This window comes from Vandammella animalimorsus, from assembly GCF_002288875.1.
Classification (GTDB): Bacteria; Pseudomonadota; Gammaproteobacteria; order Burkholderiales; family Burkholderiaceae_C; genus Lampropedia; species Lampropedia animalimorsus.
Genome location: NZ_NTBH01000006.1, coordinates 37,602 through 57,219, shown reverse-complemented (window position 1 = coordinate 57,219; position 19,618 = coordinate 37,602). Strand labels below are relative to the sequence as shown.

The 19,618-nt window shown below is 63.4% G+C and carries 26 protein-coding genes; 11 read left to right on the top strand and 15 right to left on the bottom strand.

Annotation, left to right across the window (positions count from 1 at the left end; translation table 11 throughout):
- Nucleotides 1-32 precede the first annotated feature (32 nt).
- From sdhA to CLI93_RS14900, 5 genes are all read right to left on the bottom strand, one after another.
- Nucleotides 33-1,841 (bottom strand): succinate dehydrogenase flavoprotein subunit, encoded by a 1,809-nt coding sequence (gene sdhA, locus CLI93_RS09660; RefSeq protein ID WP_095542342.1) that lies wholly within the window; start codon nt 1,839-1,841, stop codon nt 33-35.
- 92 nt (nt 1,842-1,933) lie between these two features.
- Nucleotides 1,934-2,299 carry a succinate dehydrogenase, hydrophobic membrane anchor protein gene (gene sdhD / locus CLI93_RS09655; protein ID WP_095542341.1) on the bottom strand — a complete coding sequence of 122 codons (366 nt, stop codon included), beginning with the start codon at nt 2,297-2,299 and terminating at the stop codon, nt 1,934-1,936.
- A gap of 44 nt (nt 2,300-2,343) precedes the next feature.
- Nucleotides 2,344-2,778, bottom strand: coding sequence for a succinate dehydrogenase, cytochrome b556 subunit (gene sdhC / locus CLI93_RS09650; protein ID WP_095538468.1), 435 nt, complete (start codon nt 2,776-2,778; stop codon nt 2,344-2,346).
- Nucleotides 2,779-2,981: 203 nt separating this feature from the next.
- On the bottom strand, nt 2,982-3,767 hold the full coding sequence (locus CLI93_RS09645; RefSeq protein ID WP_095542340.1) for a GntR family transcriptional regulator: 786 nt from the start codon (nt 3,765-3,767) through the stop codon (nt 2,982-2,984).
- Between the two features lie 236 nt (nt 3,768-4,003).
- Nucleotides 4,004-4,300: a hypothetical protein gene (locus CLI93_RS14900; protein WP_143326389.1), complete on the bottom strand. Its 297-nt coding sequence runs from the start codon at nt 4,298-4,300 to the stop codon at nt 4,004-4,006.
- Here CLI93_RS14900 and CLI93_RS09640 point away from each other — a divergent pair.
- The 5 genes from CLI93_RS09640 (at nt 4,290) to CLI93_RS09620 (ending at nt 8,163) form a co-directional block, all read left to right on the top strand.
- On the top strand, nt 4,290-5,027 hold the full coding sequence (locus CLI93_RS09640; protein WP_095542339.1) for a pirin family protein: 738 nt from the start codon (nt 4,290-4,292) through the stop codon (nt 5,025-5,027). The two genes, CLI93_RS14900 and CLI93_RS09640, sit on opposite strands and share 11 nt — an antisense overlap.
- A 73-nt stretch (nt 5,028-5,100) precedes the next feature.
- Complete coding sequence (locus CLI93_RS09635; protein ID WP_095542338.1) at nt 5,101-5,709, top strand: nitroreductase family protein; 609 nt, start codon at nt 5,101-5,103, stop codon at nt 5,707-5,709.
- Between the two features lie 129 nt (nt 5,710-5,838).
- On the top strand, nt 5,839-6,729 hold the full coding sequence (locus CLI93_RS09630; protein WP_172425543.1) for a LysR family transcriptional regulator: 891 nt from the start codon (nt 5,839-5,841) through the stop codon (nt 6,727-6,729).
- Between the two features lie 72 nt (nt 6,730-6,801).
- On the top strand, nt 6,802-7,413 hold the full coding sequence (locus tag CLI93_RS09625; RefSeq protein ID WP_095542337.1) for an RICIN domain-containing protein: 612 nt from the start codon (nt 6,802-6,804) through the stop codon (nt 7,411-7,413).
- A 210-nt stretch (nt 7,414-7,623) separates the two neighbouring features.
- A complete protein-coding gene (locus CLI93_RS09620) occupies nt 7,624-8,163 on the top strand; it encodes a DUF924 family protein (protein ID WP_095995763.1) in 540 nt (179 codons plus the stop codon).
- A gap of 48 nt (nt 8,164-8,211) precedes the next feature.
- Here CLI93_RS09620 and CLI93_RS09615 read toward each other — a convergent pair whose 3' ends face one another.
- From CLI93_RS09615 to CLI93_RS09585, 7 genes are all read right to left on the bottom strand, one after another.
- Nucleotides 8,212-8,433 (bottom strand): YdeI/OmpD-associated family protein, encoded by a 222-nt coding sequence (locus CLI93_RS09615; RefSeq protein ID WP_095995762.1) that lies wholly within the window; start codon nt 8,431-8,433, stop codon nt 8,212-8,214.
- A complete protein-coding gene (locus CLI93_RS09610; RefSeq protein ID WP_095542334.1) occupies nt 8,430-8,852 on the bottom strand; it encodes a VOC family protein in 423 nt (140 codons plus the stop codon). The genes CLI93_RS09615 and CLI93_RS09610 overlap by 4 nt, the downstream gene beginning before the upstream one ends.
- Nucleotides 8,853-8,922: 70 nt before the next feature.
- Nucleotides 8,923-9,687: an alpha/beta fold hydrolase gene (locus CLI93_RS09605; RefSeq protein WP_095995761.1), complete on the bottom strand. Its 765-nt coding sequence runs from the start codon at nt 9,685-9,687 to the stop codon at nt 8,923-8,925.
- Between the two features lie 110 nt (nt 9,688-9,797).
- A complete protein-coding gene (locus CLI93_RS09600; protein ID WP_095995760.1) occupies nt 9,798-10,172 on the bottom strand; it encodes a TfoX/Sxy family protein in 375 nt (124 codons plus the stop codon).
- Between the two features lie 81 nt (nt 10,173-10,253).
- Nucleotides 10,254-11,234 (bottom strand): BtrH N-terminal domain-containing protein, encoded by a 981-nt coding sequence (locus CLI93_RS09595; protein WP_095995759.1) that lies wholly within the window; start codon nt 11,232-11,234, stop codon nt 10,254-10,256.
- Between the two features lie 17 nt (nt 11,235-11,251).
- On the bottom strand, nt 11,252-11,857 hold the full coding sequence (locus CLI93_RS09590; protein WP_095995758.1) for a glutathione S-transferase family protein: 606 nt from the start codon (nt 11,855-11,857) through the stop codon (nt 11,252-11,254).
- Nucleotides 11,858-12,046: 189 nt separating this feature from the next.
- The gene (locus CLI93_RS09585; protein WP_095995757.1) at nt 12,047-12,661 is read right to left on the bottom strand and encodes a glutathione S-transferase family protein; all 615 of its coding nucleotides are present in this window, start codon (nt 12,659-12,661) and stop codon (nt 12,047-12,049) included.
- A gap of 673 nt (nt 12,662-13,334) precedes the next feature.
- Between CLI93_RS09585 and CLI93_RS15410 the strand changes: the two genes are divergently transcribed.
- The 4 genes from CLI93_RS15410 (at nt 13,335) to CLI93_RS09565 (ending at nt 15,886) form a co-directional block, all read left to right on the top strand.
- Nucleotides 13,335-13,724 carry a hypothetical protein gene (locus tag CLI93_RS15410; RefSeq protein WP_238946620.1) on the top strand — a complete coding sequence of 130 codons (390 nt, stop codon included), beginning with the start codon at nt 13,335-13,337 and terminating at the stop codon, nt 13,722-13,724.
- A 158-nt stretch (nt 13,725-13,882) separates the two neighbouring features.
- Complete coding sequence (locus CLI93_RS09575) at nt 13,883-14,542, top strand: hypothetical protein (protein WP_095995756.1); 660 nt, start codon at nt 13,883-13,885, stop codon at nt 14,540-14,542.
- A gap of 15 nt (nt 14,543-14,557) precedes the next feature.
- On the top strand, nt 14,558-15,217 hold the full coding sequence (locus tag CLI93_RS09570; RefSeq protein WP_095995755.1) for a hypothetical protein: 660 nt from the start codon (nt 14,558-14,560) through the stop codon (nt 15,215-15,217).
- Between the two features lie 15 nt (nt 15,218-15,232).
- A complete protein-coding gene (locus CLI93_RS09565; RefSeq protein ID WP_095995754.1) occupies nt 15,233-15,886 on the top strand; it encodes a hypothetical protein in 654 nt (217 codons plus the stop codon).
- 66 nt (nt 15,887-15,952) lie between these two features.
- Here the strand turns inward: CLI93_RS09565 and CLI93_RS09560 are convergent, their stop codons facing one another.
- Together CLI93_RS09560 and CLI93_RS09555 are read right to left on the bottom strand one after the other, a co-directional pair.
- Nucleotides 15,953-16,462 carry a methylated-DNA--[protein]-cysteine S-methyltransferase gene (locus CLI93_RS09560; RefSeq protein ID WP_095995753.1) on the bottom strand — a complete coding sequence of 170 codons (510 nt, stop codon included), beginning with the start codon at nt 16,460-16,462 and terminating at the stop codon, nt 15,953-15,955.
- Between the two features lie 39 nt (nt 16,463-16,501).
- On the bottom strand, nt 16,502-17,197 hold the full coding sequence (locus CLI93_RS09555; protein WP_095995752.1) for a helix-turn-helix transcriptional regulator: 696 nt from the start codon (nt 17,195-17,197) through the stop codon (nt 16,502-16,504).
- 111 nt (nt 17,198-17,308) lie between these two features.
- On the opposite strand from CLI93_RS09555, the gene CLI93_RS09550 reads away from it, so the two are divergent.
- On the top strand, nt 17,309-18,073 hold the full coding sequence (locus CLI93_RS09550) for a HesA/MoeB/ThiF family protein (RefSeq protein WP_095995751.1): 765 nt from the start codon (nt 17,309-17,311) through the stop codon (nt 18,071-18,073).
- 11 nt (nt 18,074-18,084) lie between these two features.
- On the opposite strand, the gene moaC is transcribed toward CLI93_RS09550, so the two are convergent.
- The gene (gene moaC, locus CLI93_RS09545; RefSeq protein ID WP_095995750.1) at nt 18,085-18,624 is read right to left on the bottom strand and encodes a cyclic pyranopterin monophosphate synthase MoaC; all 540 of its coding nucleotides are present in this window, start codon (nt 18,622-18,624) and stop codon (nt 18,085-18,087) included.
- Nucleotides 18,625-18,808: 184 nt separating this feature from the next.
- Between moaC and modA the strand changes: the two genes are divergently transcribed.
- Complete coding sequence (gene modA / locus CLI93_RS09540; RefSeq protein ID WP_095995749.1) at nt 18,809-19,579, top strand: molybdate ABC transporter substrate-binding protein; 771 nt, start codon at nt 18,809-18,811, stop codon at nt 19,577-19,579.
- Nucleotides 19,580-19,618: the final 39 nt, after the last annotated feature.

Here is a 19,618-nt window from a genome sequence, read left to right as displayed (position 1 = left end):
TCTCGTGAGGCTCTGCGGTGGCCGGTGGATGATTAGAAAGTGCGCACTTTGGGCGGAACGCTCTCGACCGTCAGCGGCTTGAGGTTCACGGGCTTGTAGTCCAGGCGGTTGCCATCGCTGTACCACAGCGTGTGTTTCATCCATTCCTTGTCGTTGCGGCCCAGTGGCGCTTCCGGATCATCGGCAGGGCGCTCGTAATCGTAGACGGTGTGCGCGCCACGGCATTCCTTGCGCGCTGCGGCCGAGGTCATGGTGGCCTGGGCGACTTCGATCAGGTTGTCCACTTCCAGCGCCTCCATGCGGGCGGTATTCCAGACCTTGGACTTGTCCTGCAGGGTGACACTGCCGACCTTTTCACGGATGGCGTTGATCTTGACCACGCCCTCGTCCATGCCCTTCTGGGTGCGGAACACGCCGGCGTGCTGCTGCATGGTCTGGCGGATTTCGTTGGCGATGTCCTGCGAGTAGATGCCCGAGCTTGAGGCTTGCAGGCGGTTCAGGCGCGCCAGCGTGCGATCGGCGGCATCGGCTGGCAGCGGCTTGTGCGCGGCCTGCGCCTTGACGGTTTGCACGATGTGTTTGCCGGCCGATTTGCCGAATACCAGCAGGTCCAGCAGGGAGTTCGTACCCAGGCGGTTGGCGCCATGCACCGAGACGCAGGAGCACTCGCCCACGGCATACAGGCCGCCGACGACTTCGGCATTGTTGGTCTGTGTCTTGACGACCACCTGGCCGTTGATGTTGGTCGGGATGCCGCCCATCTGGTAGTGAATGGTGGGCACCACGGGAATGGGCACCTTGGTGATGTCCACGTTGGCGAAGTTGTGGCCAATTTCCTCCACCGAAGGCAGACGCTTGCGGATGGTGTCTGCACCCAGGTGGGTCATGTCCATCAGGATGTAGTCCTTGTTCGGCCCGCAGCCGCGGCCTTCCTTGATCTCCTGGTCCATGGAGCGCGAGACGAAGTCGCGCGGCGCCAAGTCCTTGAGGGTGGGGGCGTAGCGTTCCATGAAGCGCTCGCCCTCGCTGTTGCGCAGGATGGCGCCCTCGCCGCGGCAGCCCTCGGTCAGCAGCACGCCAGCGCCGGCTACGCCGGTGGGGTGGAACTGCCAGAACTCCATGTCCTGCAGCGGGATGCCCGCACGTGCGGCCATGCCCAGGCCATCGCCGGTGTTGATGAAGGCGTTGGTCGAGGCGGCAAAGATGCGGCCTGCACCGCCAGTGGCCAGCAGCACCACCTTGGATTGCAGGATGTAGAGGTCGCCAGTTTCCAGCTCCAGCGCAGTCACGCCGACCACGTCGCCATCTTGGTCTCGGATCAGATCCAGCGCCATCCACTCGACGAAGAAGTTGGTTTTTTCCTTGACGTTCTGCTGGTAGAGCGTGTGCAGCATGGCGTGGCCGGTGCGGTCGGCGGCGGCGCAGGCGCGCTGCACGGGCTTCTCGCCGTAGTTGGCGGTGTGGCCGCCGAAGGGGCGCTGGTAGATGGTGCCGTCGGGGTTGCGGTCGAACGGCATGCCGAAGTGCTCCAGCTCGATGACGACGTTGGGTGCCTCACGGCACATGAACTCGATGGCGTCCTGATCGCCCAGCCAGTCGCTGCCCTTGATGGTGTCGTAGAAGTGGTAGTGCCAGTTGTCCTCGCTCATATTGCCCAGCGATGCGGACACGCCGCCCTGGGCCGCCACGGTGTGCGAGCGGGTCGGGAAGACCTTGGACAGCGAGGCCACGGACAGGCCCGCGCGCGAGAGTTCCAGCGCGGCACGCAGACCGGAGCCGCCCGCGCCGACGATGACGGCGTCGAACTTGCGGGTGATGATGTTTTCTTTGGAGTAGCTCATGGTGTTGGGAAATCGTGGTATCTCAAAGCGGGGCGGGGATCGTTGTTTTTGCAGGGCCGGTCAGAGGCCGCTGGCAGCTGCGGCCGGGGCGGTCAGAGGCGCCACAGGATCTGGAAGACCCAGCCGGCGCAGCCCACCAGCCAGACGATGGTCAGTACGTCCATGAACAGGCGCAGGCCCGCCGGGGAAACGTAGTCCATCCAGATATCGCGCACGCCAACCCAGGCATGCCAAAGCACGGCCACCGCGGTGACGAAGGTAAACAGACGCATCCACTGCGCATCGAAAATCGCCCGCCAGGCGGCGTAGTCGATCGGGCCTTTGGTGAAGCAAATCTGGGCCATGAGCACCAGAGCGAACAAGGCAATCAGGATGGCTGTGATGCGCTGGCTGAGCCAATCGCGCAGGCCGTAATGGGCGCCGACCACGAGGCGCTTGGAACCGTAGTTGATGGACATGGGAAGAACTCCTAAGGTGAGATGCGGGCTGGCACTGGCTGGGCTTAGTACAGGCCAAAGACCTTGGCGCCGAACACCACGGTCAGGCCCAGGCTGATGGCGAACGAGGCCAGTGCCGACTTGCGGCCGAACTCCTTGGTGACGCTGTGGTGATCCACGTCCATCCACAAATGGCGGATGCCAGCGCAGAGGTGGTGCAGGAACGCCCAGACCAGCACCAGCACGCCCAGGCGCACCAGAAAGCCGGGGAAGATCCACAGGCCCGTGCGGAAGATACTGGTGGCCTTTGCGAAGGTCTCTGGCGAGCGCAGCGACATGTCTAGCAGCCACAGCAGCACGGGCAGCAGCAGGAACATGATCGCGCCGCTGACCCGGTGCAGGATCGACAGCACCCCTGCTGGCGGCAGGCGGTATGTGCGCACATCGTGGAAGAGATTGATGTTGCGAAATTCAGGCCTTTTCTTTGCGACTTCATTCATGGGCGTATGTCTTTCTGTGCAGGGGAGCGGGGCAATGCGTTGAAACAGCAGTCGATTCAAGCTGACGGCAGCGCAGGCAGCCGTGGGCCTGTTTCAGGCAAAACGGCAGGATTTTAGACCCAACCATTCCAGCTGGCTGACAACTGCGGCCATTTGTGACAACAATGTAAAAAGTTGACGCGCTCGGCGAGGGCGCGCCGTGTTCAGTTCAGCTCATTCAAATAGTGGTGGGTATCGGTGCGGTACAGGCCGTGGCGCACTTCCATCGGCACATCGTTGTAGGTATAGGCCAGGCGCTGGACGGCCAGCAGTGGCGAGCCTGGAGGCACCTGCAGTAGCGTGGCGGTCTGAGCATCGGGCGCGGCAATGGCTTTGAGCTTTTCGATGGCGCGCACCATGCGTATCCCGAATTCCTTTTCCAGCAGCGCATAGGTTGGGCCGGGGTAATCGGCAATTTGTTCGGCACTGATGCCCTTGAAGGTGTTGCCGGGCAGCCAGATGTCCTCCAGCACGGAGGGCACGCCCTGCATCGACAGCGTGCGGCGGATATGCACCACGGCATCGCTGCTGCGCAGGCCCAGCTGCGCAGCCAGTTCTGCACTGGCGCGGCCACGCTTGCAATGCAGGATGTGGCGCTGCGCAGCGCCTTCCTCGTCCAGATCGCCAGCGTCGGGCCGCAGGCGCAGAAAGCGGTATTGCACATGCTGCTCGGAGTGTGTGGCCACGAAGGTGCCTTTGCCCTGGCGGCGCACCAACAGGTTCTCCGCAGCCAGCTCATCAATGGCTTTGCGCACCGTGCCTTGGCTGACGCGCAATTGCTGCGATAGCTCCATTTCACTGGGGATGGCTTGCCCAGGCTGCCACTGCCCGGCTTGGAGCTTTTGCAGCAGCAAGTCTTTGATCTGGCGATAAAGAGGGCTGAAGGAGGGGGGCGACAGGGCGTTGGCTGTGCCATGGCTGGCCTTGTTCAGCCCTTGGAGCTCGGTCATGGTGTGGGGCCGCGCAGCTGTTGCAGCGCAGCAAGAAGAGCAAAGAATAAGAGGGAAAAGGCGCCATAGCAGGAGGCAGGAGGCGCGAGCGGGTCGGTGTGGCGCAAATTTTACTGCCGATCAGCGCGATGGCATTCGCATCTTATATAAGACATAGGATTGTGTGCCGTAGGGGCTGGCTTGCGCAAAGACCGTGGGAAGTGAGGGGCAGGCACAGATCTGCACGAACCCCGGCGTCAAGGGCCTGCCTGTGGATTGACCACGGTCTGCTGCGTTTGCAAGCTTTGCCCGGTGGGTGCTATGGCTGCGACCATTGCCGCAGTGCACACTGATGCCATGACGCCCTGAGGATTGTGGGTAATTGGCCTATGAAATGGAAATGGGTTGCGGTATTTTTGATTGATAATTTCCTGTTTGGAAACAGTGATTTTCCTGTTTGCGGCTTTTTCTGCATCCGCTGCGTGGCTAACATGCCTGCCATCGCGCTTTTGTGGCGCTTGCTTGAATATCAGGAGTTCTGTGATGAAAACCATCCACCACGCTGCCAACTCGCGCGGTTTCGCCAACCACGGCTGGCTCAAAAGCGCCCACACCTTCAGCTTTGCCAATTACTACAACCCCGAGCGCATGGGCTTTGGCGTGCTGCGCGTGATCAATGACGATTTCGTTGAAGGCGGCCAGGGCTTTGGCACTCATCCGCACCGCGACATGGAAATCATCTCCGTGCCGCTGTCCGGCGACTTGGCGCACCGCGACAGCATGGGCAATGGCAGCATCATCAAAAATGGCGATGTGCAGGTGATGTCGGCCGGCACCGGGGTCACCCATAGTGAGATGAATGCCAACCGCGACCAGGCGGTGAAGTTCCTGCAAATCTGGGTGCTGCCGCGCAAGAATGGTGTCGAGCCGCGCTATCAGCAAATCACCATCGCCGATCAGGCGCAGCCCAACGATTTCCAGCAAATCCTCTCGCCGCATGCCGATGATGACGGGGTGTGGATCCACCAAAATGCCTGGTTCTCGCTGGCGCGCTTTGCTGACGGCACGCAAAAGCGCTATCAGGTCAAGCGCGAAGGCAACGGCGTCTATGTGTTCGTGATCAAGGGCAAGGCCAAAGTCGGCGGCATCGAGCTGGGCGAGCGTGATGGCCTGGGTCTTTGGGAAACCGATGGCTTCGAGGTCGAGGCGCTGGGCGATGCCGAAATCCTGCTGATGGACGTGCCCATGGATATCGAGGCCAATATCAATCAGCCGCATTGAGCGGATATTCTGTCAAGGCTGGCTGCCCACGGGCAGCCGCCCCATCTTTCCACTTTTCATGCAAGGAAATCCCATGTCGAATCTTCAGACCCTGCAACAAGCCGCAGAAACCCGCCGCTCGGTGTATGCCCTCAACAAGAACCTGCCGGTCAGCGGCGAGCAGGTAGTGCAAATCGTTGAGCATGCGGTCAAACACACCCCGTCCGCCTTCAACTCGCAATCCGCCCGCGTGGTGGTGCTGTTTGGCAGCGAGCATGAAAAGCTGTGGGACATCGCCATCAGCGAATTGCGCAAGATTGTGCCGGCCGAGAACTTCCAGGCCACCGAGGACAAGCTCAACATGTTCAAGGCCGCAGCGGGCAGCGTGCTGTTCTTTGAAGACCAAGACGTGGTCAAGGGTTTGCAGGAAAAGTTCGCCCTGTATGCCGACAACTTCCCCATCTGGAGCGAGCACACCAGCGCCATGCACCAGTACGTGGTCTGGTCAACGCTGGCCGCAGCCGGTGTCGGCGGCAACCTGCAACACTACAACCCGGTGATTGACGCGCAGGTAGCCAGCACCTGGAACATCCCCAGCCACTGGAAGCTGCGCGCACAACTGGTGTTCGGCGGCATCAGCGCTCCGGCCGGTGAAAAGGCTTTCGCTCCGCTGCAAGAGCGTGTCAAAGTACACGGCCTTTGATGGCACGCTCGGCAGGCAAGCGGCCAACACCCCTGCCTGCCCCGTGCAATGATTGCCTACCATCCGCCCGCTCACGTGGGCGGATGGTTTTTTGCTTGTGGCTTGAGCTTGTTGCTTGATGGAGGCGGTATGGACACTTTGCTCAGCATGAAAATCTTCCGCCAGGTGGTGGAGCACGGCAGCTTTACCAAGGCCGCCACACACATGAACCTTTCCACCGCCATGGTCAGCAAGCATGTGCGCCATCTGGAAGCGAGCATCGGCGCCAAGCTGCTGCTGCGAAATACGCGCAGCCTCAGCCTGACCGAAGCCGGCAGCGAGTATTACCGCCAATGCGTCTATGCGCTGGACACCTTGCAGCAGGCCGCAGAAAAAGCCGCCTCTGGCGTAGCGCGTGCGCAAGGGCAGCTGCGGCTGACTGCGCCGGTCTGGTTTGCCTCACCGCTGTTTGCGCAGTGGCTGACTGAATACAGCGCGCAATACCCCGAGGTGGCGCTGGATGTGACGCTGGACAATCGCCACACCGATCTGGTCGCCGAAGGCTTCGATCTGGCGCTGCGCGCCTCCGATACGCTCTCCGGCTCGCTGATTGCACGCAAGCTGGGCACCGTCACCATGCTGCTGTGCGCCTCTGCCGGCTTCATCGCCGAACACGGCTTGCCTGCTGATATCGCCGCGCTGCAAGCCCTTCCGGCGGTGCTGCCCAACTATGCCGACATGCGCAGCCGCATGCTGCAAGCGGCGGACGGCCAGCGCCATCCGCTGCACTTGCAGACCGCCTTCAGCAGCAACAACAGCATGATGGTCTATCAGATGATTCTGGCAGGGCGCGGTATCGGCTATCTGCCCGACTTCATCACCCGCGAGGACTTGGCCCAAGGCCGCCTGATTCGCCTGCTGCCGCACTACCAGATGCCCGCCCACCCGCTGTATGCGGTCTATCCCGACCGCCAATACCTGAGCGCCAAAGTGCGCAGCTTCATCGACTTCATCAGCGACAAGTTGCCGTGTGATGAATAGCCATCGCCATCGCCATCGCGAAAACAGCCGGCCGCACTTGTGTTCATCCTTTCATCTGATTGATCCAGCCCCATGCCCCTACACCGCAACCCCATCCCATCCTGGCGCAGCCCTGTTTGGGCCCTGCTCTTGAGCAGCCTGCCCTTCGCCGCCTGTGCCCAGGCCGAGGCGCAAGGCAGTCCCGAAAATCAGCGCCCGGCCCAGGCCGCGCACCTGCGGCTGGTGGACGCCCTGGACCGCCCGCAGGATGGCTATTGCCTGGATATTCTCGGCTCCGGGCCGTACATCCGCTTTGACATGCCGATGACCGCGCACAACTGCAAGCCGGGGCTGTATGCCGACGAGGCTGTGGTCTGGGATGCCGACGGCAAGATCCGCTTTCCCGCCTACAACGTCTGCGCCACCGTGGCGGGCATCCAGCAAACCGTATTGCCCGGCGCCGCCGTCATGCCGCGCCAGTGCGATGAGCGCAGCCCGTTTCTGGAAGCGCAGCATCTGCAACGCTTCATTCACCGGCCCGATGGCCGGGTGGAGCTGGCCGGCTCGGGCCTGTGCCTGTCGGCGGGGGCCGAGTCGGCGCGCACCTTCGACCCGGATCACCGCTGGCGCACCTTGTCGATGCAGCGCTGTGAGGACGTGCCACTGGCGCGCTCGCGCTGGCAGTTGAGCGCGCCCAAGCCCTGAGAGCCTGTTCAAAATCTTTGCACGGCGGTCAAGAGAGCGGATTTGGGCGCTCTGCCGCGTTGCAAAGCCTCGCCATAGCCCCAGCTATGGCTGCGTTTTGCGCCTTGCAGCCATCCCAAACCGCTTCTTGCCCACTCGTGCTGAGATTTTGCACAGGCTCTGAGCCGCAACCAGAACCCACCATCCACCAGCCACCTCAAGAAAGCCCGCATGTCCCCCCAAGCCGTACTCGATTTCTGGTTCAACGAAGACCATCAGCCACTCTGGTTCAAAAAGAGCGAGGATTTCGACGCACAAATCCGCGAGCGCTTTGCCGCGCTGTGGCAGCAGGCCGCGTATTCGGAGCTCGATGGCTGGCGCGAAACCCTGGCCGGGCGGCTGGCGGAAATCATCGTGCTCGACCAGTTCTCGCGCAACCTGTTTCGCGCCAGCCCCATTGCCTTTGCCCAGGACAACATGGCCGTGGCGCTGGCGCAGGAGGCCGTGCGCCAGCCGGGCTGGGCCGACATGCAGCCCACTGAACGGCATTTCATGCTGATGCCGCTGATGCACAGCGAGAGCCGCCGCATCCATGAACAGGCGGTGCCCCTGTTCGAGCGCTACACCACGCCGTCTGCGCTGGATTTCGAGATCAGGCACAAGCGCATCATCGACCGCTTTGGCCGTTACCCGCACCGCAATGCCGTGCTGGGGCGCGAAAGCACGGCCGAGGAGGTCGAATTTCTCAAGCAGCCGGGTTCGTCGTTTTGATGGCGGGCGGCTGACAGCGCCAAGGTGAAGCAGGGGCGGGCTTGGCCTTCATGTCTTTCGTGGTTTTGATGCCTGTGATTTAGCCAACAGCATCGCCAAGGCTTTTCCCGCGCGCTGTTGCCGGGTTTGTGGGCGCTTGGCTTCGCTGATCCAGTGGCCGTACTCGCGCTGGTGCGAAGCTGGCAGCGCCAGAAACAAAGCGTGCGCTTGTGGGGCGGCCGCCAGCGCCTCGGTCAGCTCGGCGGGGAGTCCGGCGGGAAGTGTGCTCATGCCGGCGTTTGCTCCAGCCAGGCCATGGCCTCAATCTTGTGGCCGTCCAGGTCGCGCACGAAGCAGCCGTAATACTGCTCGCCATAGTGCGGGCGCGGCCCGGGTTCGCCATCGCCCGTGCCGCCAGCGGCCAGGGCCGCTTCATAGAAGGCATGCACTTGTTGCGGGTTGGCGGCCATGAAGGCGATGTGCACGCCGTTGGCGGTTTGTGCGCGCTGGCCGTCGTGTGGCTGCTGAATCCAGAACTCCGGGTAGATGCGGCCATAGGCGATGGCGGGGAATACCTCGCTGACATCCATCACCCGGCCAATGCCGAGCGTGGCCAGCACGGTATCGTAAAAGGCCACCGCCTCGGCAAAGCGGTTGGTGCCGAGCGAGACGTGCGAGAGTAGGCTGATATTGGGGTTGGGGCGGTTCATGAAAACACCTTGTTGCAGTTGCAGGATGCTACCTGTGAATGTAGCAGATGGCGCAGCAGAGCTTGCATGGTCAGCAGGCTGCGATGAAGGCTTGCAGCGCTGCCCAGACCATGTCCGGCTGCTCAGCGATGGCCTCGTGCGCGGCAAACGGCACCTGCATCAGGTGCGCCCCGGGCAGCACGGTTTTGAGCGCCGCCCAGTCAGGCAGCGAGAGCAAAAAATCGTCCTCGCCGCGCAGGCTGAGCAGCGGCGCGCGAAGCTGTGCAATCAGCGCATCCGGGTAGCCGCTGGCGCTTTCATCCAGCCACATACGCTTGAGCTCGGACAGCAGGCGCGGCAGGTCGGGGGCGGGGTTGTGCGCCAGATAGGCGGCCACTTGTGAGGGCATGTGCTCGCGCGCAAAGCCCTCGTCCAGCGCCTCGTACAGCGGCCGGATGCCGGCCAATTGGCGGCTGTGCCAGTGCGCGCCGATGGTGACCAGGCGCTCGACCATGTCCGGATGGCAGGCGGCCAGCCGGTAGGCGGCGATGCCGCCATCGCTGAAGCCGATCACGGTGCAGCGCGCCACGCCCAGCGTTTGCAGCACATGGCGGGCATCTTCGGCCAGTTGCGCATAACTCAAGGGCACATCGCCCAAGGTGGAGCGGCCATGCCCGCGGCTGTCGAGGGCGATGACGCGAAACGCCTGCTGCAAGTGCGGCAGCAAGGGCGCGAAATCATCCATCGACCCCAGCCCGCCATGCAGCAACAAAACCGCTGGCGCATCGCTGCGCCCGCTCACGGTCACATGCAGGGCCGCGCCAAGATAGGAAATGGTGTGCAGAGTGTCGGTCATTTTTCTGGACAAAAGCGGCATATCTTGAGCAGTGTTGCCATGGCAGGGCTGATCAGGTCAGGCTACGCTGCGCAGCACATGCGCGCGGCTGACGACGCCGAGCCAATACCTCATGGCTTTTGCTTGCGGCGGCGGGGCGGGGCATCGGTCAGCTCCTGGTTGTGGCGCAGCGCCAGCGCCAGCAGGTCTTCCAGCATGGGAAAGGCGGTTTCGTCCAGGTCGATGTAGCCGCGGTATTCGCGGCCTTTCATCACCGTGGTGCGCACGCCTTCGTGCTCAAGCACGGCGTCGTGCTGGGCCTTGCCGATGCGCAGCATCACCTCGCAGTCGCGGCCACTGATACCGACGCACAGTTTGCCGCGCACCATGAATGCCAGGCCGCCGAACATCTTTTTCTCGGTGATGTCGTCCACGGCCAAACCATCGGGCAGGTGCCGAATCAGTAGGCGGCGGACGCGGGCGGCGAGGTCGGGGTTGGTGGGCATGAGCGGCTCCTGTCTGGGCGGTTTGGGGATGGCGGCCTGTATGCGAAGCAGGCGAGCGTTGCGCCCTGGGCTGGGCGTGGGCTATATCCCTGCCAGGATTTCCATGGCGCTTTTTTCCTTGTCGGATAGCGCTTTCAAGGTTTGCGAGGCTTGAGCGATGTATTGGAAGTCCTGGCTTTCGCCTGCCTTTTCAAACAACTCGGCCACCTGTTGCCAGAGGCTGGCAATTTCCACAAAGGCTTCATGTCCGGCTTTCAGCGGCTCCAGCGACAGCAGCCGGTGGCTTTCCAGCAAAAAATCCCGGTAGAAGTTTCTGAACAAGGCGCCGCCGGTTCCGGCGCGCTCCATCAGCATGGCCGCCGTTTTGAATTCATGCTCGATGTTGTGGCTGGTCTTGAACCACTTTTGGATTTCTGCGCTGGCTTTTGAAATTCCTTTGTAGCCAATATTGGTAATGGGCGGGTTCAGGTATTCGCGGGCGTTGTTGCGGATGGCCGCCGGGATGGCTTTTTCAAGCTCGAAATGCTTGCCGGAAGGCCGGAGCGTGTAATACAGGTGTTTGGATGCCATGAAGCCTTTTTCAGCTCTGGCCCGCGCCAGGCTGTCCAGGCTGGTTTTGACCTGCACGCCTTGTGGTTCGGTGTCAATCAGGAAGGCATTTTCCGTGTCATAGCCATAGATGGCCACATAATGCGCTGCAAAATGAGGGGCGTTTTTAAAGTATTCAAGATGAAAGCAATCGAGCTTCAGTCCTACGACATGCCCATCGTCCAGAAGCTGTTTGACATGGCTCCAGGCTTTTTGCGGGGATGAAGTCTCTTTTTCAATCAGTTCAAGCTGGAGGTTTCTGGCGATGTTTTGCGTCAGGATGCCGGGTTTGATCCGGCCGCCGATGAAAGGGAATGCCATCGACTTCATCTTCCAGAACATGAAATTCAGCCCCTCTCCCAGCCCGAAAAGCATGGGCTCGGAAAGCTCAATCCCCAGTTGCCGCAGCAGGGTGCCGGTGGCGGTGGTTTCGCAGTGTTGGCCGACAAAGGCTTGGACGTTTTCTATCTTCATGGTCTTTCCTCCATCAATCAGGCGCTCATTTGTTCGGCGCGGGCGAAGGCAGGGCGGGCCAGGTGGCGCTGCATATAGGCCAGCAGCAGCGGGTCGGCGGGGATGGCCTGGGCGCGGTGGATCAAGAAGGCCAAGAGGCCGCTGTAGTACACGTCCAGCGCGCTGAACTGCTGGCCGACGATGTAGTCGCTGCCTTGCAGATGGTTTTTCAGCGTGGCGAGCAAGGTGTCGAAATCGCCATAGCCGATGGCGATGCGCTGCTCGGGCGTGTTGTGCACGCCGCGCCAGCGGTCGAAGGCGGCGTATTCCAGATGCAGGGCCAGGCACAGCCAGCGGTAATAGGCGCCGCGCTCGGGCGTGCCGGCGGCGGGAATCAGCTGCTTGTGCGGATGCAGCTCGGCCAGGTAGCTGAGGATGGCGACGGTTTCGGTGATCACCGCCTCGCCGTGCTTGAGCGCGGGCACCTTGCCCATCGGGTTGATGGCGAGAAACTCGGGCGTTTTCAGCGCCGGGCCAAGGGTGAGCGGCACCACTTCATAGCGGGCTTCGCATTCTTCCAGCATCCACAGCACGTTGTTGCCGCGGGAAGGAAAGGCGGTGTAGAGGGTGAGTTGGGCGGACATGCGTGATCTCCAGAAAGTGGGCGGGACGGGGTTGGGCAAGTCGGGCGGCTTGCCCGGCCTGCACCACTGTAGAGCGGGCTGCTGTCAGTTTCTGTCAGCAGTGTGTGGGCGCGACCGAAGGTGGCACAGCAGTGGTCGCAAGCCCCGCTGCTGGGCTACCCAAACGGACATGGGGCGCTTGCGCCGCGATCAAGACCCGGCCAGCAAAGCGTTGTCTATTTCGTCGGCGCGCAGGCGAGCGGGGCGCTGGCTGTGGCGTTCGACAAATTGCACGAAGGCCGGGCGCGGCTCCAGCAGCTGGAATTGCAGATACCAGCCGACGAAGGCGGATACCAGCAGGTCGGCGGCGGTGAAGGTGTTGCTAACCAGATACACGCGGTCTTTGAGCGCCGCTTCCAGGGTGTCGAGCAGGTCTTGCTCGGTGCCGAAACCGGCCGATTCCGGCCTGGGCAGGTTGCCGCCGCTGGCTTTGGCCATCATCAACTGCTCCAGCGGCGCCATGAAGCTGATCCAGCGGTAATAACTGCCGCGCTCAAAGCTGCCCACCGGCGGGGCGAGTTTTTTCTCGGGCACAAGATCGGCCAGATACAGGCAAATCGCAGTCACTTCGGTGATGACGGTGTCGCCGTGGCGGATGGCGGGCACCTTGCCCATCGGGTTGATGGCGCGGTATTCGGGCGCTTTCATCGTGGTGCCGTATTCCAGCAGCACGGTGTCGTAGGGCAGGCCGGTTTCTTCCAGCATCCAGCGCACGACGCGCCCACGGGACATGGGGTGGGTATAGAAGGTGAGCTGGGCGAACATGGGCGATCTCCAGAAAGTGGACGGGACGGAGCTGGGCAAGTCTCAGGCGGCTTGCCCGACCAGCGCCACTGTAGAGCGGCAGGCTGTCATTTTCTGTCAGCAGTGTGATGGGTGGCAGGCAGACGGTACGAGCCGCCAACGCCTGACAAGAAAGAGCACCAGCTAGCAAGAATCCCAGCTAGTAAAAGTCCTAGCTGGTAACGCTACCGGCTGTACAGCAATGGCTTGGCGGCGCCTAATCCAAGGCGTTTGTCCCATCGCCTGAAGGGGCTCCCATGACTGGCCCTGTTTCCGTTGCTGCCGGCCCGCGATTTGCGCAAGACGCGTACTGCAAGCCTGATGCAGCCCAAAGCCCGCCGGGCTCTGCGGAGTCTTCCCCTCAGGCGGGCGTGGCCGTATCCTCCGCCAGTGCGGCGCCTGCCGCGCATCCTCCGATGGATCTGAGGCAACTGCCTCTGGACCCAGCCGTTGCCGTCAAAGTGTCAACCGGCTTGACACAGACACCGCAGACACACGCCACTTTGCCGCCGGTGGAAAACCTCTACACGCCTGCGCAGGGGTTTTTCCAAAGCCGTCTGGGCATGGCCGTGGAAGGCGCAACCCCCCGGCCAACAGCCTGGGGCAGAAAGTGGTCAATGGCCGGCTGGGCTGGATGTTTAACCGGATGGAAGCCATGGCAAACAAACAACGTTCAGTTGATAAAAAGAAACGCCTTCACTCCAGGGAAATGGAAGCGATTGCGCGACCGGCTACGCGGGAGGCGCTTAAAGATTACGTGTGGCCGCTGACGCCGGAAGACGAAAAAAATCTGACATTAGGTGTTTTTGGATCTCCTGATGACCGAGATCATCAAACATTCATGCTGTATATATCAGCCGATCCGCCTGAGAATGCCATCGTCCTGACGCAAGCCAAGGTCAACGCCCTCACGGGCGAGGTGCAGGTCAAGATTTTTCTGCCGCGCCGGCCCGATGCGCCGCCGCTTCCGGATCCCTCCGTCCAGCAACTGGAGCCGGGTGATACTTGGAAGACTTGGCTAAGCGAAAGAGGCGACAAGCCATAAGGTGCTGACGGCGTCGGGTGGTCCCCGGCAGGGCCGCGCATAGGCGGGGGCGTGACTGAGCCGAAAACAGGGTCATCTTGGGTGAAAGGTCTGCGTGTCGTGAAAATGCGCTGGGTGATGCGTGCTTTCACGCGCCCTTTCACCTGCCAACAACCGCCATGCTGTTTGACGAAGATTGCCCGCCCACGCCCGCCTCGCAAGCCCTGCGGGCCTGGCACGCCACGCTGATTGAGGCCGCGCGCAACGGCGTGCGGCCCGACCAGGGCGTGTTTATCCAAGCCATGCCCCCGCTGGCGGCCAGCGCACGCGCGCTGGATTTTCTGGCGGCACAGTGGGCGGTGGATGACGAGTTGGGACAGCTGGAGGCACAAGAGCAAAACAGTTGGTGCGGCTGGGCCAGCTTTTCACCGCAAGGGCAAAAGCACTGCGTGCTGCTTTTTGCGGGCGACACCGTGGAATGGCCCGGTGGCGCCGTGGTGTGGGTGGATGGTGAGCCGGTGGCGGTGCCCAGGGCGCTTGACGGCGGCAGTCGTCTGAACAGCAGGGGACTGTGGCTCAGCGAGCGCTACTTTGCGGTGCGGCTGGGTGGCTTCTACCATCACCCCCGCACCCGGATTTGCATCACGGACCACGGCCTGGGCAACATCCTCGGACTCTGGGTCTTGGATGCACAGACCCGCACCGCGCAGTGCATTGCGCCGGGAAATGAAGATGCCTGGGAAACACCCAGAGCAGAAGTGGTGGGCAACGATTTGGCGGTCTATGCAAGCCCTGAGGATCAGGGCGCAGGCCGCGTGGCCCGCTGGGTGCCGCTTTGATCAGGGGTTGTCACCATGTCGCTTGAAGAAGATCCCGCGCCCACTCCGGCATCCAAAGCCCTGAAGGCCTGGTACGCCACCCTGGTGCAGGCCATGCACAGCGGCGTGCCGTCGGACCAGGGCGTGTTTATCCAGCCCATGCCACCGCTGGCGGCCAGCGCACGCGCGTCGGATTTTCTGGCGGCGCAATGGACGGTGGATGAGGACGCGGGACGAACAGAAGCGCAGGAGCGGGACAACTGGTGCGGCTGGGCCTTTTTCTCGCCCAGGGGGCAGGCGCATTGTGCGCTGCTTTTTACCGGAACCACCGTCGGTTGGGGTGGTGGTGCGATGGTCTGGGTGGATGGCGAGCCGGTGCCCGTGCCGCGATTTGCTACGGGAGGCAGCCGTCTGGAGGACACAGGCGAATGGCTGAACGAGCGCTGGTTTGCGGTGCGCCTGGGAGGGTTTTACGAGCACCCGCATGCCCGCATCTGCATCAGCGCCCACGGCCTGGGCAACATCTTTGGCTACTGGATATACGACGCGCAGACCCGCACGGCGCGGAGCATCGCGCCGGGCGACGAAGACGCCTGGGAAACACCAAAAGCGGAAGTGGTGGGCAACGATTTGGCGATCTATGCAAGCCCTGAGGATCAGGTCGCAGGCCGCGTGGCCCGCTGGGTGCCGCTTTGATCAGGGGTTGTCACCATGCCGCTTGAAGAAGATCCCGCGCCCACTCCGGCATCCAAAGCCCTGAAGGCTTGGTACGCCACGCTGATTGAGGCCATGCGCAACGGCGTGCGGCCCGACCAGGGCGTGTTCACCCAAGCCATGCCCCCGCTGGCGGCCAGCGCACGCGTGCATGACTTCCGCGCGGCAGAGTGGAAGATTTTCGACACTGCCGGAGAGATTCACGCCCGGGAACAGGACCACTGGAGCGCCTGGGCGTTCTTCTCGCCTGAGCAGGCCCATTGCGCGCTGCTGTTTGCGGGCCCCGATGCGTGGGAAGGTGGCGCAGTGGTGTGGGTGGATGGCGAATCGGTGCCCGTGCCGCGCGCGGTGGATGGCGGCAGCCGCCTGGATGACTGGGGCTGGTGGCTGAGCGAACGCTATTTTGCGGCGTGGCTGGGGGGCTTTCACCAGCACCCGCATGCCCGCATCTGTATTGATGCCTTTGGCTTGGGCAATATCCGTGGCCACTGGGTCTATGACGTGCAGACCCGCACGGCGCAGTGCATCGTCCCAGATGATGCGCAGGCTTGGGAGAAACCCAGGGCAAAAATCGTGGGCAACGATTTGGTGATCTATGCCGACTTGGAAGACAAGCGTGCAGGCCGCGAGGCCCGCCGGGTGCGGCTTTGAGCCGCAGCGCACTTGGGCGGCTGCCCCGCTTGCGGTGGCTGAAGATGCCCTGGGGGCGATGCCTTTTCAGTCGGTCAAGCCTCGCGCCAGCGCGCCTTCCAGCCGCAGCAAAAAAGTTTTGACCGGCAGGCCGCCGCCGAAGCCGACCAGGGCGCCATCGGCGCCGATGACACGGTGGCAGGGCACGACGATGGACAGCGGGTTGCGGCCATTGGCCGCGCCGACGGCGCGCATGGCCTTGGGCTGGCCGATGGCGGCGGCCAGTTGCGCGTAGCTGCGGGTTTGCCCATAGGGGATGGTGCGCAGCGCCTGCCAGACGCGCTGCTGGAAGTCCGTGCCCTGCGGCGCCAGCGGCAGCTCGAACACACGGCGCTGGCCGGCAAAGTATTCACCCAGTTGCCGGGCGGCTTCGCTCAGCAGCGGGTGCGGGCTTTCCTGCCGGCTTTCCTGCCAATTGGCATCGCGTTTGACCGAGTGGCGGCCTTGCGGAAACTCGATGGCGTGCAGGCCCTCGTCACTGGCGGCAATCAGCAGGCGGCCAACCGGGCTGTCGATGGTTTGGTGAAAGATGGTCATGATGGCGGCTGCCGGGTCGGGTGCTGCAAGAAAGGGCGATCAATCTAACGCAATGCCCTGCTCAATGCTCCAGCGGCGCAGCAGGCTGTGGCGGCGCTCGGGGTAGCGCTGGCCGGTGTCGGCAAGATGCTGCACGCGGTCGGCGCGGAAGTGGCGAAAGTCCTGGCGCAGCTCGCACCAGGCGGCAATCAGCCGGGTTTCATCGAAAAAGGCCATGGCAAACGGCCAGATGCGGCGCTGGCTGGGGGCATCTTCGGCATCGCGGTAGTCCAGTTGCAGGATGTGTTCGTGGCGAATCGCATGGCGCAGCGTAGGCAGCCACGGCTCAGTCAATGGTGCGTCGCAGCGGCCGGGGACAAACAGGCCGCTGGTTTCCACTTGCAGCCGCAAATCGCTGGGCAGCACGCCGGTGATGCGCCGCAGCGCCTGGTCGGCGGCCTCGGCCAATGCCGGGTCGGCGGACTGGTTGGCGACCCAGCGTGCGCCCAGCACCAGGGCTTCCAGCTCGTCGGCACTGAACATCAGCGGCGGCAGAGTGAAGCCGGGGCGCAGCAGATAGCCGATGCCGGGTTCGCCCTCGATGGCGGCGCCTTCGGCGCGCAGGCTGGCGATGTCGCGGTAGAGCGTGCGCAGACTGATGCCCAGTGCCTCGGCCAGTTGCTGGCCGGGCATCGGCCTGCGGCGGGCGCGCAGCAGCTCCAGCAATTGCAGCAGGCGGTGGGCGCGGGTGGTCATGGTCTGTGTCTCGTCTCGGGATGGTGGGCCTGCGCCGCTGCGGCACAATGGCCGATTTTGGCGTTGGCGCGGTGTGTGTTGCTGGCGCGGTCTGGATGCGGGTGGCTTTGAATGAATGACGACCAGTTGCTGCGCTATGCGCGGCACATTCTGCTCGATGAGATCGACATCGCGGGCCAGCAGCGCCTGTTGCAGTCCACGGTGTTGGTGGTGGGCTGCGGCGGCTTGGGCCATGCGGCGGCGGCGTATCTGGCGGCGGCGGGGGTTGGGCGGCTTTGGTTGGCCGATGACGATGTGGTGGAGGCCTCGAATTTGCAGCGCCAGGTGTTTTTCACGCCGGGCGATCTGGGCCAGCCCAAGGCGCAGGTGCTGGCGCAGCGCCTGGCGGCGCAGAACCCGGACATTGCCGTGCGCGCGCTGGTGCGGCGGCTCGATGGGCCGCAGTTGCAGCAGTTGCTGGGCGATTGCGATGTGGTGCTCGATTGCAGCGACAACTTTGCCACGCGCCATGCCATCAACCAGGCCAGCGTGGCCACGCGCACGCCGCTGGTGCTGGGGGCGGCCACGCGTTTTGAAGGGCAGCTCAGTGTGTTCGACCCGCGCCGCGCAGATTCGCCGTGTTATGCCTGCCTGTTCCCGCCAGGGCAGGCGGGCGACGGGGCCTGTGCGGTGTTTGGCGTGTTCGCGCCGCTGGTGGGCATGGTGGGCACGGCGCAGGCCAGCGAGGCGCTGAAGCTGTTGCTGGGCCTGGGCGGCGCGCCGTGCGGGCAGCTGCTGCTGTTCAATGCGCTGGCGCCTGCGCCGCAGGCCTGGGCCTTGGCGCGCGACCCGCATTGCGCCGTCTGCGGTGCGGCACAGGGCAATGACAGGCCCTGAATGACAGGCGGTCAGTCTTGGGCCGGGCGCTGCCAGGGCCCGCTTTTACCGCCTTCCTTGCTGAGCAGGCCGATGTGCTCGATTTCCATGCCCTTATCCAGGGCCTTGAGCATGTCGTAGATGGTCAGCAGGCCAATGGCCGCGCCGGTCAGGGCTTCCATCTCCACGCCGGTTTGCCCCAGCGTCTGCGCGCAGACCTCGATATGCACGCGCAGCGCGGCAGCGTCGAGGCGGAAGTCCACGCGCAGGTGGCTCAACGGCAATGGGTGGCACAGCGGGATCAGGCCGCTGGTTTGCTTGGCCCCCTGGATGGCGGCGATGCGGGCTACGCCCAGCACGTCGCCCTTGGGGCTGTGGCCGGCGGCGGGGTCTTGCAGCGCGGCAAAGCCGGCGGCCGAGAGGCGGATGCTGCCGCAGGCCACGGCCTTGCGCTGGGTGGCTGGCTTGGCCCCCACGTCCACCATCCAGGCCTGGCCCTGGGCGTCGAAGTGGCTGAGGCCGGAGGTGCTGGCCGGGCGGTCGTTGTGGGGCTGTTCGGGGCGATGGGGCATGGGGCCGCATGGTAGCGGCAAATGGGTGGGCAATGAGCGGCAAGTGGGTTGCGGCATGGGCGGCGCTTGCCTGGCTGGCGCTATATCTTTGTGTATATTTCGCGGCTTGCGCCAGCCGCTGCAGCCTGCAGGGCAAATGCGGCGCTCAGGGCGCGCAGTTTCACCTCACGATGGGAGCATTGCCATGCACAAGCGGTTTTCTGTTTTTCTGCGGCCCCTGGCCGCTGCGGTTTTGGCGCTGGGCGCACACGCGGCCTGGGCTGAGACGATCACGGTTTCGGCAGCGGCCAGCCTGGCCGATGCTTTTAAGGTCATCGCCCAGCAGTACGAGCAGCGCCATCCGGGCGATAAGGTGGAGCTGAACTTCGCCGGCTCGGGCGCGCTGCTGCAGCAAATCGACAAGGGCGCGTCGGTGGATGTGTTCGCCAGCGCCGATCAGAAGACCATGCAGATGGCCGAGGAGAAGGGCCTGATCGAGCAGGGCAAGAGCCAGGCGTTTGCGCGCAACAGCCTGGTGCTGATCCAGCCCAGGGACAGCAGCGTGGCGCTGGCCGATGTCGATGGCCTGCGCGCCCAAGGCATTGCGCGCATTGCCATCGGCAACCCCGACAGCGTGCCCGTGGGCCGCTACACCAAGGCCACGCTGGAGGCCGGCGGCCAGTGGGAGGCGCTGCAGCCCAAGCTGATCCTGGCGCAGAACGTGCGCCAGGCGCTGGATTACGTGGCGCGCGCCGAGGTCGATGCCGGCTTCGTCTATGGCACGGATGCGGCGCTGATGGCCGACAAGGTCAAGGTAGCCTATACGGTGCCTACGCAAAAGCCGGTGGTCTATCCCATTGCTGTGCTGAAGAAGGCGCCGCAGCCCGAGGCGGCGCAGCGCTTCATGGCTTTGGTGCTCTCGACCGATGGGCAAAAGGTGCTGGCGCAATTTGGCTTTTTGCCGCCGGCCGAGTAAGCGCGACGCCATGGATGGCAAGGGCAGCCGGTCGCTAGG